17 protein-coding genes and 1 pseudogene are annotated in these 15,114 nt (G+C 61.3%); 11 read left to right on the top strand and 7 right to left on the bottom strand.

Annotation, left to right across the window (positions count from 1 at the left end; genetic code table 11):
• The first annotated feature begins 223 nt into the window (after positions 1 to 223).
• Positions 224 to 604, top strand: a complete 381-nt coding sequence (locus NE851_RS14415) for an Xre family toxin-antitoxin system antitoxin (protein WP_245445258.1) — start codon at positions 224 to 226, stop codon at positions 602 to 604.
• Positions 605 to 607: 3 nt separating this feature from the next.
• The gene (locus tag NE851_RS14410; RefSeq protein WP_047615331.1) at positions 608 to 1,042 is read left to right on the top strand and encodes an RES family NAD+ phosphorylase; all 435 of its coding nucleotides are present in this window, start codon (positions 608 to 610) and stop codon (positions 1,040 to 1,042) included.
• On the opposite strand, the gene NE851_RS14405 is transcribed toward NE851_RS14410, so the two are convergent.
• Complete coding sequence (locus tag NE851_RS14405; RefSeq protein WP_047615543.1) at positions 1,031 to 2,023, bottom strand: bifunctional riboflavin kinase/FAD synthetase; 993 nt, start codon at positions 2,021 to 2,023, stop codon at positions 1,031 to 1,033. The two genes, NE851_RS14410 and NE851_RS14405, sit on opposite strands and share 12 nt — an antisense overlap.
• 14 nt (positions 2,024 to 2,037) lie before the next feature.
• The gene (locus NE851_RS14400) at positions 2,038 to 2,886 is read right to left on the bottom strand and encodes a TIGR01459 family HAD-type hydrolase (protein ID WP_047615329.1); all 849 of its coding nucleotides are present in this window, start codon (positions 2,884 to 2,886) and stop codon (positions 2,038 to 2,040) included.
• Between NE851_RS14400 and NE851_RS14395 the strand changes: the two genes are divergently transcribed.
• The 4 genes from NE851_RS14395 (at position 2,879) to NE851_RS14380 (ending at position 6,416) form a co-directional block, all read left to right on the top strand.
• Positions 2,879 to 3,187: a hypothetical protein gene (locus NE851_RS14395; protein ID WP_254961158.1), complete on the top strand. Its 309-nt coding sequence runs from the start codon at positions 2,879 to 2,881 to the stop codon at positions 3,185 to 3,187. The genes NE851_RS14400 and NE851_RS14395 overlap by 8 nt on opposite strands.
• A gap of 95 nt (positions 3,188 to 3,282) precedes the next feature.
• Complete coding sequence (groES, locus tag NE851_RS14390; RefSeq protein WP_004675403.1) at positions 3,283 to 3,579, top strand: co-chaperone GroES; 297 nt, start codon at positions 3,283 to 3,285, stop codon at positions 3,577 to 3,579.
• Between the two features lie 72 nt (positions 3,580 to 3,651).
• Positions 3,652 to 5,289: a chaperonin GroEL gene (gene groL, locus NE851_RS14385; protein ID WP_008529514.1), complete on the top strand. Its 1,638-nt coding sequence runs from the start codon at positions 3,652 to 3,654 to the stop codon at positions 5,287 to 5,289.
• Between the two features lie 680 nt (positions 5,290 to 5,969).
• Complete coding sequence (locus NE851_RS14380) at positions 5,970 to 6,416, top strand: hypothetical protein (RefSeq protein ID WP_183905868.1); 447 nt, start codon at positions 5,970 to 5,972, stop codon at positions 6,414 to 6,416.
• A 67-nt stretch (positions 6,417 to 6,483) separates the two neighbouring features.
• On the opposite strand, the gene NE851_RS14375 is transcribed toward NE851_RS14380, so the two are convergent.
• Positions 6,484 to 7,194, bottom strand: a complete 711-nt coding sequence (locus tag NE851_RS14375; RefSeq protein WP_254961126.1) for a glutathione binding-like protein — start codon at positions 7,192 to 7,194, stop codon at positions 6,484 to 6,486.
• A gap of 211 nt (positions 7,195 to 7,405) precedes the next feature.
• Here NE851_RS14375 and NE851_RS14370 point away from each other — a divergent pair, with 211 nt between their 5' ends.
• Complete coding sequence (locus tag NE851_RS14370; protein ID WP_047613788.1) at positions 7,406 to 7,843, top strand: DoxX family protein; 438 nt, start codon at positions 7,406 to 7,408, stop codon at positions 7,841 to 7,843.
• 81 nt (positions 7,844 to 7,924) lie between these two features.
• Here the strand turns inward: NE851_RS14370 and hisG are convergent, their stop codons facing one another.
• The 3 genes from hisG to hisS are packed head-to-tail and all read right to left on the bottom strand — an operon-like array spanning position 7,925 to position 11,307.
• Positions 7,925 to 8,620 (bottom strand): ATP phosphoribosyltransferase, encoded by a 696-nt coding sequence (gene hisG, locus NE851_RS14365; RefSeq protein WP_047613787.1) that lies wholly within the window; start codon positions 8,618 to 8,620, stop codon positions 7,925 to 7,927.
• Complete coding sequence (locus tag NE851_RS14360; RefSeq protein ID WP_047613786.1) at positions 8,617 to 9,738, bottom strand: ATP phosphoribosyltransferase regulatory subunit; 1,122 nt, start codon at positions 9,736 to 9,738, stop codon at positions 8,617 to 8,619. Before NE851_RS14360 ends, hisG begins: the two co-directional genes overlap by 4 nt.
• A gap of 45 nt (positions 9,739 to 9,783) precedes the next feature.
• The gene (gene hisS / locus NE851_RS14355; RefSeq protein WP_047613785.1) at positions 9,784 to 11,307 is read right to left on the bottom strand and encodes a histidine--tRNA ligase; all 1,524 of its coding nucleotides are present in this window, start codon (positions 11,305 to 11,307) and stop codon (positions 9,784 to 9,786) included.
• Between the two features lie 129 nt (positions 11,308 to 11,436).
• Here hisS and NE851_RS14350 point away from each other — a divergent pair.
• From NE851_RS14350 to copM, 3 genes and pseudogenes are all read left to right on the top strand, one after another.
• Positions 11,437 to 12,198, top strand: a pseudogene (locus NE851_RS14350) (hypothetical protein).
• Positions 12,199 to 12,255: 57 nt separating this feature from the next.
• Positions 12,256 to 12,621, top strand: coding sequence for a hypothetical protein (locus NE851_RS14345; protein ID WP_254961123.1), 366 nt, complete (start codon positions 12,256 to 12,258; stop codon positions 12,619 to 12,621).
• Positions 12,622 to 12,696: 75 nt separating this feature from the next.
• The gene (gene copM / locus NE851_RS14340; RefSeq protein WP_047613783.1) at positions 12,697 to 13,056 is read left to right on the top strand and encodes a CopM family metallochaperone; all 360 of its coding nucleotides are present in this window, start codon (positions 12,697 to 12,699) and stop codon (positions 13,054 to 13,056) included.
• A 65-nt stretch (positions 13,057 to 13,121) separates the two neighbouring features.
• Here copM and NE851_RS14335 read toward each other — a convergent pair whose 3' ends face one another.
• Complete coding sequence (locus tag NE851_RS14335; RefSeq protein ID WP_097542932.1) at positions 13,122 to 14,171, bottom strand: aldo/keto reductase; 1,050 nt, start codon at positions 14,169 to 14,171, stop codon at positions 13,122 to 13,124.
• A 236-nt stretch (positions 14,172 to 14,407) separates the two neighbouring features.
• On the opposite strand from NE851_RS14335, the gene NE851_RS14330 reads away from it, so the two are divergent.
• Complete coding sequence (locus tag NE851_RS14330) at positions 14,408 to 15,112, top strand: HAD family hydrolase (RefSeq protein WP_047613781.1); 705 nt, start codon at positions 14,408 to 14,410, stop codon at positions 15,110 to 15,112.
• Positions 15,113 to 15,114 lie beyond the last annotated feature (2 nt).

Genomic DNA, 15,114 nt, shown 5'->3' with positions numbered 1-15,114 from the left:
GGCCGCTTAGCGCGCGCGGAAGGCCGGGCCGATAATTCGCATCGTCATCGCCAGCCGAAATTTCATCATCGCGCCGGTTCATAGGCGTTTTTGCCGGGAAAAGGAAGAGGCCGGCTGCCACAACGGAAGCAATTGAAGACTGAGCCAAATGCGCATATATATAGGGGCAATTGGCAAGAAGGTGTTCACGGTAATGCTCAGTTCTCTTCAGACGTCCGATCCGATGACCATACGCGAGCGCCTCGAGATCGCTTCGCACGGCTCCGTCCAGGTTTATGACGGAGCGATGGCATTGAAATTGACAGAGTTCGGCTTTTCCGTGGAGGAAATATATCGTTTCGTCGCACCGCGCCGAACTCTGGCGAGACGTAATGCGAACGGCGAGCCGCTGACGGTCGAGGAAAACGACGGCGCCTTACGTATCGTGCGGATCGCGGACATGGCTAAGCGCATTTTCGGCGACAGAGCCATCGCGTTCGATTGGCTGCGCAAGCCCAATCGCGGCATGGACGGCATCACGCCAATCGATCTCCTGGAATCGGAAACCGGCGCGCGCCTCGTCGAGCAGGCCCTGCAGCAGATCGACCACGGGATTTACGTCTAGGCGATGATCTTATGGCGTATCTCGAATTATGCCGATCTTTCCGGACGCGGCGGGCTGCTTGCACCGGGACGATGGCATCATCAGGGAATTCCCGTCGTCTATTGCTGCGATCACCCGTCGACTGCGCTCCTCGAAATTCTGGTACAGGTCGATCTGCATCAAATTCCGAGAGATTTTCAGCTCCTGAAAATCCGTTGCCCGGACGACATTGAAGCCTTCGATATCGGGATCGACCCTGCTGCGGTCAATCAGACCAGCCTGACGCGCGACCGTGGCAGCAAATTGCTGGAAGACAATGATTTCTGTCTGCTGCGCGTCCCATCGGCAATCATGCCGGAGGCCGCGAATATTCTCATCAATCCGCGTCATCCGGACGCGTCGCGGCTGACAATCGAAAAAACGATCCGCTATCCTTTCGACAGCCGGCTATTGCGCTGAGGAAAAGCACAATTTCCCATCAAGCGCACCGAGCGGCCTGACGCCCGATAGCAGCGCCCTCGCCTCCTCCTCGTCGCGTTTGATCTGGGCGACGAGCGGATCGAGGCCGTCGAATTTCAGTTCGGGTCTCAGATAGCCGAAGAAGGAGACGGAGCAGAGCTGACCGTAGAGATCGCCGCTGAAATCGAAAAGATAGGTTTCGAGCAGCGGTGCGCCGTTTTCCGTCACCGTCGGGCGGCGACCGTAGCTGGCGACGGCATCGTGGAGCGTGCCGTCTTCGAGGCGGAAGCGCACGGCATAGATGCCGGCGGCAAGATCGACCTCCGGCGGCAGGCGCATATTGGCTGTGGGAAAACCGAGCTGCCGGCCGAGCTTTTCGCCGTCGATCACTTCGGCTTCGACCGTATAACGGTAACCGAGCATGCCGGCGACTTCGCTGACATTGCCCTCCTTAAGCAGCGCGCGGATATGGCTCGACGAGACGACATCGGCGTTTTCATCGCGAAAAGCATCGATCAGGGTGACGCCGAAGCCGTAGGTATGGCCGGCATTCATCAGGAAGGCGGGACCGCCCTCGCGGCCGCGGCCGAAATGGAAATCGAAGCCGGTGACGACTTCGGAGGCGCCGAGCCAATCTTTCAGGATCGAATGGATGAAATCATCGGCCGAGCGCTGCGAGAATTCGTAGTCGAAGGGATATTCGATGACGGCGCTGAACCCCAGCGTTTCCAGGATGCGGGCCTTCAGCGGCGCCGGCGTCAGGCGGAAGACCGGCGTCTGCGGCCGGAAGACCGTGCGCGGATGCGGCTCGAAGGTCAGCACCAAAGCGGGGATACCGCGGGCCTTGGAGATTTCGAGCGCGCGGTTCAGCACCGATTGGTGGCCGCGATGCACGCCGTCGAAATTGCCGATGGCAATGACGCCGCCCTTCAGATGGGCAGGCAAGGGTTCGCGGGTTTCATTGCGGTGGAAGACGGTCATCGGCTGGCTTCTCTTCATGCAAGGCGGGGCATCCACCACTTCGGCGCGGCATTTTCCCGTTCGAGATAGGCGTGGAGGATCGCTTCGTCGGTCTCGCCGTTCAGGGTGTATTCCTTGGCGTGGATACCGCCGCTGATGTAGAGAAGGTCGAGGCCGTAATTCAAGGCGCCGCGCACATCGGTCGGCATGCCGTCGCCGATTGCCAGCACGCGCTCGACCGGGAAATCGCCGCGAAGCTCGCGAGCAGCGGCCATCGTCGCCTCGTAGATCGGCTGGTGCGGCTTGCCGGCGATGCGGGTGCTGCCGCCCAGCTGCTCGTAGTAGGCGGCCATGGCGCCGGCGCAGGGGATCATGCGATGGCCGCGCTCGACGATGAGGTCGGGATTGGCGCAGATCATCGGCACGTCGCGGGCTTTGAAGTCGAGAAGCATGTCGGTGTAATCCTCCGGCTTTTCCGTCTCGTCGTCGAAAAAGCCGGTGCAGACCAGCGATTGCGCTTCGCCAGCCGGCCGGCGCTCGACGCCAATGCCTTCGAGAAGCGCCTTGTCGCGCTCGGGGCCGAGCAGGAAGACCGTCTTCGGCCCTTCGGAGATCAGCCGGCGCGTGACGTCGCCCGAGGTAACGATCCGGTCATAGGCGCTGTCGGGAACGCCGATCTGGCGCAGCTGCTCGACCACCTGCCAGGAAAGGCGCGGCGAATTGGTGATGAGGACGACGGCGGCGCCGCTTGCGCGGGCCGCTTCAAGGGCGGCAGCCGCCTTCGGAAACGGATCGACGCCATTATGAACGACGCCCCAGACATCGCAGAGCACCACATCATAGTGACCTGTTATGTTAGAGAAGTTTTCTATCCGCTTGGCCATTCCGATTTCCCGATTTGCTTTAGTCACGGTGACATTGCAAAGGCGCAAGTCGATGGCAAGGCATTTTCTTCGCTGCCGGGCCAATGCGAAGATCCTGACCGGCAATCCGATGGCGCGGATGGGCAAAAGGTTTTGCCGACCCCATCCCGAAGCGGCAGATCGTCAAGGGCAGACGGACTTCGCCAAAGCCCGGTCGCGCCATGGTTTCGCCTGCAATCTCCGACTATTCTCCGGTCTCTTCACAATTCCGGCACAAAAATTCGTGATTGCTCTCATTGACTCCTTTCGGAGCCATCCCTAAATGCTCGTCGCTAGCACTCACCGCAAGGGAGTGCTAACACCTATCCATGTGGGCCGCTCCGGTCCGCGAATGTCATTCGATCGAGGGATTAGACAATGGCAAGCACCAATTTCCGTCCGCTTCACGACCGCGTCGTCGTTCGTCGCGTCGAGTCCGAAGAAAAGACCAAGGGCGGCATCATCATTCCCGATACCGCCAAGGAAAAGCCGCAGGAAGGCGAAATCGTCGCCGTCGGTTCCGGCGCTCGTGACGAGTCCGGCAAGGTCGTTGCACTCGACGTCAAGGCTGGCGACCGCGTTCTGTTCGGCAAGTGGTCCGGCACCGAAGTCAAGATCAACGGCGAAGACCTTCTGATCATGAAGGAAGCCGACATCATGGGCATCATCGGCTGATCGGCCGACCTGCTTTCCCGAAATGGCTGACGGGCCTTTTGCCCGAACAACTCGAATTCAGGAGTCACTAACATGGCAGCTAAAGAAATCAAGTTTGGCCGCACCGCGCGCGAAAAGATGCTGCGCGGCGTCGACATTCTCGCCGATGCAGTCAAGGTCACGCTCGGCCCGAAGGGTCGTAACGTCATCATCGACAAGTCCTTCGGCGCACCGCGCATCACCAAGGACGGCGTTTCCGTCGCCAAGGAAATCGAACTCGAAGACAAGTTCGAAAACATGGGCGCCCAGATGGTCCGCGAAGTTGCTTCGAAGACCAACGACATCGCCGGCGACGGCACCACGACTGCAACCGTTCTTGCCCAGGCGATCGTTCGCGAAGGCGCCAAGGCCGTTGCTGCCGGCATGAACCCGATGGACCTGAAGCGCGGCATCGATCTCGCCGTCGCCGAAGTCGTCAAGGATCTCCAGGCCAAGGCCAAGAAGATCAACACCTCGGAAGAAGTCGCCCAGGTCGGCACGATCTCCGCCAACGGCGAACGTCAGGTCGGTCTCGACATTGCCGAGGCCATGCAGAAGGTCGGTAACGAAGGCGTCATCACGGTTGAAGAAGCCAAGACCGCCGAAACCGAACTCGAAGTCGTCGAAGGCATGCAGTTCGACCGCGGCTACCTCAGCCCCTACTTCGTGACCAACCCGGAAAAGATGATCGCCGACCTCGAAGACGTCTTCATTCTCCTCCACGAGAAGAAGCTGTCGAACCTGCAGTCGATGCTGCCGGTTCTCGAAGCCGTCGTCCAGACCGGCAAGCCGCTCCTGATCATCGCTGAAGACGTCGAAGGCGAAGCTCTTGCAACGCTCGTCGTCAACAAGCTGCGCGGCGGCCTCAAGATCGCTGCCGTCAAGGCGCCCGGCTTCGGCGACCGCCGCAAGGCCATGCTCGAAGACATCGCTATCCTGACCGGCGGCACCGTCATCTCCGAAGACCTCGGCATCAAGCTCGAATCCGTCACGCTCGACATGCTCGGCCGTGCCAAGAAGGTTTCGATCTCCAAGGAAAACACCACGATCGTCGACGGTTCGGGCGCCAAGTCCGACATCGAAGGCCGTGTTGCCCAGATCAAGGCCCAGATCGAAGAAACCACCTCCGACTACGACCGCGAGAAGCTGCAGGAACGTCTTGCCAAGCTGGCCGGCGGTGTTGCCGTTATCCGCGTCGGCGGCTCGACGGAAGTCGAAGTGAAGGAAAAGAAGGACCGCATCGACGACGCTCTGAACGCGACGCGCGCTGCCGTTCAGGAAGGCATCGTACCGGGCGGCGGCGTTGCCCTGCTGCGTTCTTCCGTCAAGATCACCTCCAAGGGTATCAACGACGACCAGGAAGCCGGCATCAACATCGTTCGTCGCGCTCTGCAGGCTCCGGCTCGCCAGATCGCTGAAAACGCTGGCGACGAAGCTTCGATCGTCATCGGCAAGATCCTCGACAAGGATCAGGACAACTGGGGTTACAACGCCCAGACCGGCGAATATGGCGACATGATCGGCATGGGCATCATCGACCCGGTCAAGGTCGTTCGCACGGCCCTGCAGGATGCAGCTTCCGTTGCATCGCTGCTGATCACCACCGAAGCCATGATCGCCGAGCTGCCGAAGAAGGACGCTCCGGCTATGCCGGGCGGCATGGGCGGCATGGGCGGTATGGACATGATGTGATAGGCGAAAGCCTGCACTGACACCATTCCGGCATCCGGAACAGGAAGGGCGGCCCTCGGGTCGCCCTTTTCTTTTGTCTCGATAGCACCGCCGATGTCTTTTCAACCGCTTCCGATTTCAGGAATGATGCAGCGGCGATTCGACCACGTGGCACGCCCGATTCAGCTGATCAACCCATCTAACCAGCCGTCTATTGCCCGCCCCCGGGCCGAAGCTTGTGTGAAGCTTGCGCTGCTGCGCCTCTGCAGTATGCCAACATCGGCGCGGGGTCGCAGGGTTGCCGTGCCGTTTCCGGCCTCCGCATCAGGTGAAAACGCTTCCAATGCCCTCAAAGATGATCCTCCACCGCCGATTCTCCTGAAATGTCCCGGAAGCGCGGCCTCACGAGAAATGATCCCGATCCGAATACCCCTTAAAAAGCCGTTGCCGTTTGTCCAAAAGCTCCTATAAATCCGCGCTGCAATTAAAGTGCGCCCGGCGATAATTTTTCGCTAATAGACGAGGTCGGAGCGCGAAACGGCGATACGCGAATGTTCGGCTTCAACGGCTCCGCTTCCGGAGCCCCTGAACGCCATGGCGATTGCCGGATGGGCGGACATCATGTCCGCAGCGACATGATCCTGTTTCTTTGTGTTTGCCGAGCGTGCGGCGGAGAAGCCGCATGCGAACGGGAGAACGCCTTGTTTAAGATCGCCAAAGCCAATGCAGCCCTGCCCCTGATGCCCGGCTCGCTTGAGGACGCCAATCGCAATCACGAGATGCTGGCGCAGTTTTCCATCTCCGAAAGCTGGATCGGAGATTTGTCGAGCGGCATGCTCCGCCTCGGCGAATGGAGCGGCATGCTACACGGCCTCTCCGCACAGGAATGCGGGCTGTTAAGCCTGATCCGCTGCTACGATACCAAAGACCGCAGCCACATATTGGAGCTGTTCGAACAGGCGGCGACGCTCAACTCCTCCTTCTGTTTTTCGACGACGATCATCATGCCGAATGGCTTCCGCCAGCCGCTGTTCTGCATGGGCGAGTCGAACGGGCTCGAAGAGAAATACAGCGGCGGCATGTCCGGCGTCTTCATCTTCCCGCGCTTCAAGCTTGAAGGCGCAAGGCAGATCACAAGCCGCCGATAAAAGCCGCCAGCGCAAAGAAAAGGCCGCTCTCAAGGGCGGCCTTCGGCATTTCCGGTCGGCCTCTCCGTTATTCCGGCTTGACGGGTATGTTGAGGCCCTTCGCACTTGCCGGACGGGCGATGCAGCGCTCCAGCCAATCCGAGACTGCGGGGAATTTCGCATATTCCAGAACCTCGCGGCCGCCATAGAAGATATCGGCGCCGCGAACCCAGGTGAAGGTGGTGATGTCGGCGATCGTATAGAGATCGCCCATGATCCACTGGCGGCCCTTCAGCCGGTCTTCGAGCACGCCGAGCAGACGTTTGGACTCGTCGCGATAACGCTCCACCGGGTAGGAATTGTTGGCGATCTTGTCGGCGGCGAATTTGTAGAAATGCCCGAACTGGCCGAACATCGGACCGATGCCCGCCATCTGGAAAAACACCCATTGGATGGTTTCGTAGCGGCCCGCGGCGTCGGCAGGGATGAGCTTGCCGGTCTTTTCCGCGAGATAAAGCAGGATGGCGCCGGATTCGAAAAGGCCGATCGGCTTCCCGTCCGGGCCATTCGGATCGATGATCGCCGGGATGCGGCCGTTCGGGTTGAGAGATTCGAATTCCGGCGACTTCTGCTCGTTGGCGGCGAAGGAAACATAATGCGGCTCGTAGGCGAGACCGAGTTCTTCGAGGGCGACGGAAACCTTCACCCCGTTCGGCGTCTGCAGCGAATAGAGCTGGATGATGTCGGGATTTTTCGCCGGCCAGCGCGTCGTGATCGGAAATGCGGAAAGATCTGCCATCGGAATCTCCATGTTGGGCGCCGACCATAAAAGACCGGGCTCGGTAAAGGCAAGCAGCGGCGACCAGGAGATCGTTCCATATTGTTGAACGATCTGTCCGCTTCCGTTTATCTTTCCACAACGAAGGAAAAGAGCGACATAGAAGCATCCGAGGTCCAACCGGTGCCGGGGCACCAAGATCTCCAGAGCCAATCACCCGGAGACAACGTCCATGTCAAACAACGTCATCATCCTGATCGCCCGTATCCTTCTTTCCTTCATGTTCATCTTCGCCGGCTTCGGCAAGCTGACCGATCCGGCATCGACCGCCGGCATGATCGCCGGCGCCGGCCTGCCGGCTTCCACCGCGCTCACCTATCTCGCCGGCCTGTTCGAGCTTGCAACCGGCCTTGCCGTGCTCGTCGGCTTCCAGGTCCGCATCGTCGGCTGGCTGCTTGCCGTCTTCTGCGTCTTTACCGGCTTCGTCTTCCACTTCTCGCCGATCAACGTTCCTGATTTCCCGGCCGCCGCTAACGCCTGGCTGAGCGGCCTGAACTTCGTCAACTTCATGAAGAACATCACGCTCGCCGGCGCCTATATCATGCTCGCCACCAATGGCGCAGGCGCCTACTCGCTCGACGCCCGCCGCGGCGCCTACGCAACGGCCTGACACCAGCAGACATCCTCCCAGAAACAGAAAACCCGCCGTCATCCGACGGCGGGTTTTTCTTGTGCCGTTATGTAGCCGAGATCAGAGGGCGGCGCGCACCGCATCGATGATCGCCTGCACCGCCGGTTCGTCGGCATGGCTCTCCTTGCGGGCGCGCACGAGGCAGGCCTGCGAATGCAGGATGACGCCGTCCTGGAGCACCTTCAGGTGGTTGGCGCGCAATGTCGAGCCGGTGGAGGTGATATCGACGATGATGTCAGCCGAGCCTGCGGCGGGAGCGCCCTCGGTGGCCCCCAGGCTTTCGACGATGCGATAAAGCTGGATGCCGTGCTGGCTCGAAAAGAACTGCTGGGTCAGCCGCCAGTATTTGGTGGCGATAGCAAGCCGCCTGGAGTGGCGGGCGCGGAAATCGGCGGCGACATCGACGAGATCGGCCATGGTGTCGACATCCAACCAGATCTCCGGCACGGCGACGACGACATCGGCATGGCCGAAACCGAGCCGGGCGCAGAATTCGACGCGCTTGTCGATCTCGGCAAAACCCTCCCGCATCAGATCCTCGCCGGTGACGCCGAAATCGACGCTGCCGTTGCCGATTTCGCGAGAGATTTCGGAAGCCGACAGGAAGGCGACTTCCACATCGTCCCAGCCTTCGACGCGGCCGCGATAGGAGCGGTCGTTACCAACAGCCGAGATCGGCATGCCGGCACGTTCGAAGATCGCCGAAGCGTCGTCCTTCATCCGGCCCTTGGAAGGAAGCGCAATGGTGATGGTCATGCGGCTGCCCTTTCGGTTTCGATACGGTCGAGCCAGAAGGAGAAGCCGACGGCAGGAATGCGGTCCGTGGCGCCGAGGAAGGTCAGCAGCCGATCGAAGCGACCGCCGCCGGCGAGCACCGCGCTCGAGCCTTCCACCGTCACCTCGAAGACGAGGCCGGTGTAATAGTCGAGCGGCCGTCCGAAGGCGGCGCGGTAGTCGAGGCAGGAAAGATCGACGCCGGCATTGGCAAGGGCTGCGACCCGGCCATTGAAGCGGGCGAGCGCGTTGCCGAGTTTCAGGCCGGCAGCATCGGCGAAACCGGCAAGGGCCGCGGACGCGTTGATGAGCGGCACGTCGAGCGACAGGAACTCTTCCAGCACCTGGAAGGCCGCATCGTCGAGGCGGGTTTCGGAGAGGATCAGCTTTTCCTTGAGGCGCCGGGCGATCTCCAGGGGCGAGCGGCTGGCATTCGTCGAATAGCCGGTCTTCTGCATCTCCCGCTCGAGATGGACGACCAGCGCCTGCTCGTCGCCGGATGCGACCAGCCTGGCAATATCGTCGTCCAGGCCGGTGACGAATTGCGGGCTGACGAGGCTGGCCAGCAGCGCTTCCAGCTGCGTCATGTTGCCGAAGGCATGGATCAGGCGCTTCTGCCAGCCGAGCGGCAGGCCGAGCGCCTGGACGACGGCCTCGAACACTGCCTGGTCGCCCAATGTCACCGACAGTCGCCGGCCCGGCAGCAGGCGAGCGAGGATGCCGGTGGCATCGCCGATGGCGCGGGCGTCGGCGTTTGACAGGTCGATATCGCCGAGATCCTCGATGCCGGCCTGGTAGAATTCATTGGCGCCGTCACGGCGCTGGCGGAAAACCTCCCCGAGATAGGCATAACGCTTCGGCGTACCGGTCGCCGTCTCGATGTGGCGCAGACAGACGGGAATGGTGAATTCGGGACGCAGGCAAAGGCTGGCGCCGGTTTCACTCTCCGTCATGAAGATGCGGCGGCGCAGGTCCTCACCGGCGATGTCCAGGAAAGGTTCGGCCGGCTGAATGACAGGCGTATCGATGCGCTCGGCGTTGCGCGCGGTAAATTCGGCCAGCAGGTCGTTGGAGAATTCGGGGAGGTTGATCAGGGGCATGCCGAGCTCCAAATAGTAGGCGAAGGGCGTGCCTGAAGGTACGCCTCAGACATTCGATGCTGCCCTCTTCCGATCCTCAGCCTGCGCAGCAAGGATTTCCTTCACCTTGGCCACAAGGTCGGCTTCCGGCACCGTCTCCTGCGCCACGCGTGCTTCGCGCCAGCTGGCATTGTCTTCGATCTCGCCGGAAAGCCGCTTGCCTTCGATCAGATCCTTGATCTGCACGACGCCTTCGGCGCGCTCGTCGCCGCCCTGGATGATGGCGACAGGGCAGCCGCGGCGATCGGCGTATTTCAGCTGGTTGCCGAATTTCTTCCAGTTGCCCTGGAACATCTCGGCGCGGATGCCGGCGGCGCGCAGTTGCTGCGTCATTTTCTGATAACGGCCCATCGCCTCGACATCGCCGTCCATGACGGTGACCAGCACCGGCTCGATCACCTCGCTGGCGCCGAGCTTGCCGAGGTTCTTCAGCGCCGTCATCAGGCGAGAGACGCCGATCGAAAAGCCCGTCGCCGGAACCGGCTGGCCCATGAAACGAGAGACGAGACCGTCATAACGGCCGCCGCCGCCGACCGAACCGAAGACGACCTTCTCGCCCTTTTCATTGGTGACGTCGAAGCTGAGTTCGGCCTCATAGACCGGGCCGGTATAATATTCGAGACCGCGCACGACCGAGGGATCGATCTTGATCCGGTCGGCTTGATAGCCGGCGCTGGTGACGAGCGCTGCGATGAAATTCAGCTCCTCGACGCCTTCGCCACCCCTCGAGGTTCCCGCAACGAGCTCGGCGAGGCGTTGAGCGCTTTCGGCATAATCCTTGATGCCGACGAAAAACAGCACCTTGTCGATCTGCTCCTGGTCAAGCCCGGCGCCCTTGGTGAAATCGCCGGATTCATCCTTGCGGCCGGGGCCGAGCAGCAATGCCACGCCTTCCGGGCCGAACTTGTCGAGCTTGTCGATGGCGCGCAGCACGTTGAGCCGCTGGCCGGCCTTGTCGTCGCCGCCGAGGCCGATCGCCTCGAGCACGCCATCCAGGACCTTGCGGTTGTTGACGCGGATGACATAGTCGCCGCGCTTGATGCCGAGGGCCTCAAGCGTGTCGGCCATCATCATGCACATTTCGGCATCGGCCTGAACACCCGGCGCGCCGACCGTATCGGCATCGAACTGCATGAACTGGCGGAAGCGGCCGGGGCCCGGCTTCTCGTTGCGGAAGACGTAACCGGCGCGATAGGTGCGGTAGGGAAGCTGGATCTCGTTGAAGTTCTCGGCGACATGACGGGCGAGCGGCGCCGTCAGGTCGTAACGCAGCGACATCCATTGCTCGTCGTCATCCTGCAGGGAGAAGACACCCTCGTTCGGCCGGTCGCTGTCGGGCAGAAACTTGCCGAGCGCATCGGTATATTCGAACAGCGGCGTTTCGAGCGGATCGAAACCATAATGCTCATAGACTTCCCGGATCTTTGCCGTCATCTCGTTGACGGCGCGGATGTCGGCGGCCGTGCGGTCGACGAAGCCGCGCGGCAGGCGGGCCTTGAGCTTTTGCGGTTTCTTCTGCTTGTCGTTCATTTCCGGGAATTCCGCTGACTGTGACAGTGGCGGTTTCCTAACCGATCGGGCGGGGAGCGGCAAGGGCGAAGGGTCTTGATGCCGCAGGGAGAATCGATTGAACCAGAGGCATCCATCAGAAATGCGGATATGCTCATGATCGCTGAAGCGCTTCTCTATGCCGCGACCTTGCCGCTGACCGGCAAGCCGCATCGAAAGTTCATCCGCTATTCCGTCAATCTGTGGTCGCGGGCCGGGCGCTGTGCGGCGGATTGGGCCGAACATGAGGAGAAGAGCCGGACTGCGATCCGCGCGGCTGCGGCCGGTCTCAGGCAGAAGCGGACCGCCGTCGTGCTCGGTTCCGGTCTGTTGCGGGACGTGCCGATCGAGGAACTGGCGCGCGATTTCGATACCGTCGTGCTGGTCGATCTCGTTCACCTCGCATCGGTGCGCCTGTGGCTGTCGGCCAAGGGCTAGCGCAATGTCCGGCTGATCGAGCGCGACCTCTCCGGCTATGACGACCTTGCCGCCGGCCGGCAGCCCGAACCGCTCGGCTTCCTCAGGAGCGTGCCCTATCTCGATCTGGTGGTTTCGGCCAACCTCTTGTCGCAGATCGGTCGCGGTGTGAAACGGCGCTCGGAGGCCGAGGCCGGGCGAATGCCTGAAGACACGGTGGGAAGGCTGATCGCGGCGCATCTGACCGGGCTTTCCGGGCTTTCCTGCCGCGGCTGCCTGGTGACCGACATTGCCTATGCCGTCATCGACCGCAACGGCAGGACGCATGAGGATGCCGACCTGCTGCACGGCGTTTTACCGCCGCCGGCAAAGGCTACCTGGACATGGCCGGTGGCGCCGCTCGGCGAAGAGAGCAAGGATTACCGGATCGAGCACAAGGTCATTGCCAGCTGGTGATCAGGATGTGATCGCCGGTCGGCTTGGCTTGCATCAGTCATTCGCCTATAAAACAGCATGCGCATGCTCGCCCTCATCGCGATGTTTCTCGGCTGGCTGGTCTACAGCGCCATGTCCGCATGGGCAGGCTGTCCGACCTGCGCATCGATGAATGCGCCGGTTGCCGTCGAAACCGGTATGCATCACGAAATGCACGGTGTGGCTATGTCCGAGGCGGCGGGCAAGACTGAACCCTCGAAAGGCCCCTGCGCCGGCGGCAATTCCGCGCATATGCCGCTTTGCGCCGCCTGGCTGCTGTTGCCACCGGCGGTGACGGTCATGGCTAGCGGTAAGTCCATTTTCGGTTATCCCTACCCCGCGCTTGCCCGCGCCCTCGACGACGACAAACCGACACCACAGTCGCCGCCTCCGCGACTGTCCTGACACCATAGCAATCCATGCCAATCGGGTGGCTCAGCCGCCCGGCAAACCTATTGTCAGACAGAGGAAGGAACTCTCATGTCTTTGAAAATCATAGCCCTCACCGCCATGCTCGCCATCATTGCCGCTCCCGTCCTTGCCGAAGACAAACCGATGGATATGAGCAAGCCGATGGGCAATCACGATGCGGCAAGCCACGCCTTCAGCGAGGCCAATGCCAAGATGCACAAGGATATGATGATCGAGTATAGCGGCGATGCCGATGCGGATTTCGTCCGCGGCATGATCCCGCACCATCAGGGCGCGATCGATATGGCCAGGATCGAGCTTCAATATGGAAAAGATCCCGATATCCGAAAGCTCGCCGAAGCCGTCATCAAGGCACAGGAAGCCGAGATCGCTGAGATGACCGCCTGGCTCAAGGCCCACGGCAAATAATCGATCGTGGATGAAAAGGGGAACGCCGGGATGTCAGGCGTTCCCCAAGACTTATGTTGGCGAGGTCAGTCCTTCGGCTCGAAATCGGCCGGGCGGCGGCCGGCGCCCTGTCGGGCCAGCATCCAGCCGGGATATTCGGGCGCAAGCGCGCTCACCTCGTCGAGCTTCTTCATATCGTCTTCATCGAGCTTCAGCTTGACGGCGGCAAGGTTCTGGTCGAGCTGGTCGACACGCTTGGCGCCGATGATGACTGTGGTGACGAAGGGCTTGGCGAGGATATAGGCGAGCGCCACGGTTGCGACGCCGACGCCGTGCTTTTCGGCGACTTCGCGCATGACGGCGACGCAGGCCCAGGCCTTGTCCTTGTCGACCGGCGGGAAATCGAAACTGGCGCGGCGGCCCTCGCCGTTGCCGGGCGCGCCGGGACCATACTTGCCGGAGAGCAGTCCGCCGGCGAGCGGCGACCAGACCATCAGGCCGAGCTTCTCCTCCTGCATCATCGGCACGATGTCGCGTTCGAGATCACGGCCGGCGATGGAATAATAGGCCTGCACGGTTTCGAAACGGGCAAAACCGCGGCGTTCGGACAGGCCGAGCGCCTTGGAGATGCGCCAGGCCTGCCAGTTGGAGACGCCGATGTAGCGCACCAGGCCACGAGAGACGAGATCGTCGAAGGCGCGTAGCGTCTCATCGATCGGCGTCACCGTATCGGTCGCGTGGATCTGATAGAGGTCGATGTGATCGGTCTGCAGGCGCTCGAGGCTCGCCTCGACGGAATCCATGATGTGGCCGCGCGAGGCGCCGCGGTCGTTCGGCTTGTCGCCCATCACACCATAGACCTTGGTGGCGATGACGACGTCCTTGCGTGGGATGTCGAGGTTCTTCAGCGCCTGGCCGAGCAGCCTTTCGGACTCGCCGGCCGAATAGACATCGGCCGTGTCGATGAAATTGACGCCCGAAGCAAGCGAGCGTTCGACGATCCGGTCGGCGGCATTCTGGTCGACATCGGCGATGGCGCCCCACATGCTGCCTTGCTTGGCTTCACCGAAGGTCATGGTGCCCAAGCAGATTTCCGAGACGAAAAGTCCCGTATTTCCGAGCTGGTTGTAACGCATGGTGGAAAAATTCCTTTGTGTCTGCCGCAAGAGGGCTTGCGAACCGCTGAACTTCATTTTTTGATTATTGGCCTGCGCGCGACAGGCACAGCCGTGGCTGGCTGCAGGGTGAGGCAAAGTGCATTTAGTGCGGCAGCGGCGCTTTTCAACGCTGCGCCCAACCGTGCCCAAGATGACGCCCTTGTCTCGACACAGGCAGCCGATAGATTGCCGGCCATATTTTAAGAGGTGCGCATATGACGACGCGACCACTGACGACGATCGGCTTCGATGCCGACGATACACTCTGGCAAAACGAACAATATTACCGACTGACGGAAGCGCATTTCACCAGGCTTCTTGCCGATTTCGCCGAAGGACCGAAGATTTCCGAGCGGCTGCTGGAGGCCGAGAAACGCAATCTTCGCCATTATGGCTTCGGCATCAAGGGTTTCACGCTGTCGATGATCGAGACGGCGATCGAGATCACCGAGGGCAAGGTTCCCTCGGGCGTGATCGCCAAGATCCTCGATATCGGCCGCGAGCTCCTCTCCCATCCGGTCGAGACCATGCCGCATGTGCGCGATACGCTGGAGGGGCTTGCCGGCAAGTACCTGCTTGTCATGATCACGAAGGGCGATCTCTTCGATCAGGAACGCAAGCTTGCCCAATCCGGGCTCGGCGATTTCTTCGATGCCGTCGAGATCGTCTCCGACAAGACCGCCGTCACCTATCGGCGCATCTTCGCCAAGGTCGGCGACGGGCCGGAGCGGGCGATGATGGTCGGCAATTCGCTGAAATCGGACATCGTGCCGGCAATCGCCGCCGGCAGCTATGGCGTCTTCGTGCCGCACGAGCTCACCTGGGTGCTGGAACATGTCGATGAACCGAAAGAAGCGCCGCGTTTCCGCAAGATCGGCCATCTCGGGGAATTGCGCGAACTGATCGACCGGCTCGGCTAGAG

Source organism: Rhizobium anhuiense bv. trifolii (genome assembly GCF_024346605.1).
Classification (GTDB): Bacteria; Pseudomonadota; Alphaproteobacteria; order Rhizobiales; family Rhizobiaceae; genus Rhizobium; species Rhizobium anhuiense.
Note: the sequence above shows the minus strand (reverse complement) of the source record. Positions and strands in the feature narration are given on the sequence as shown.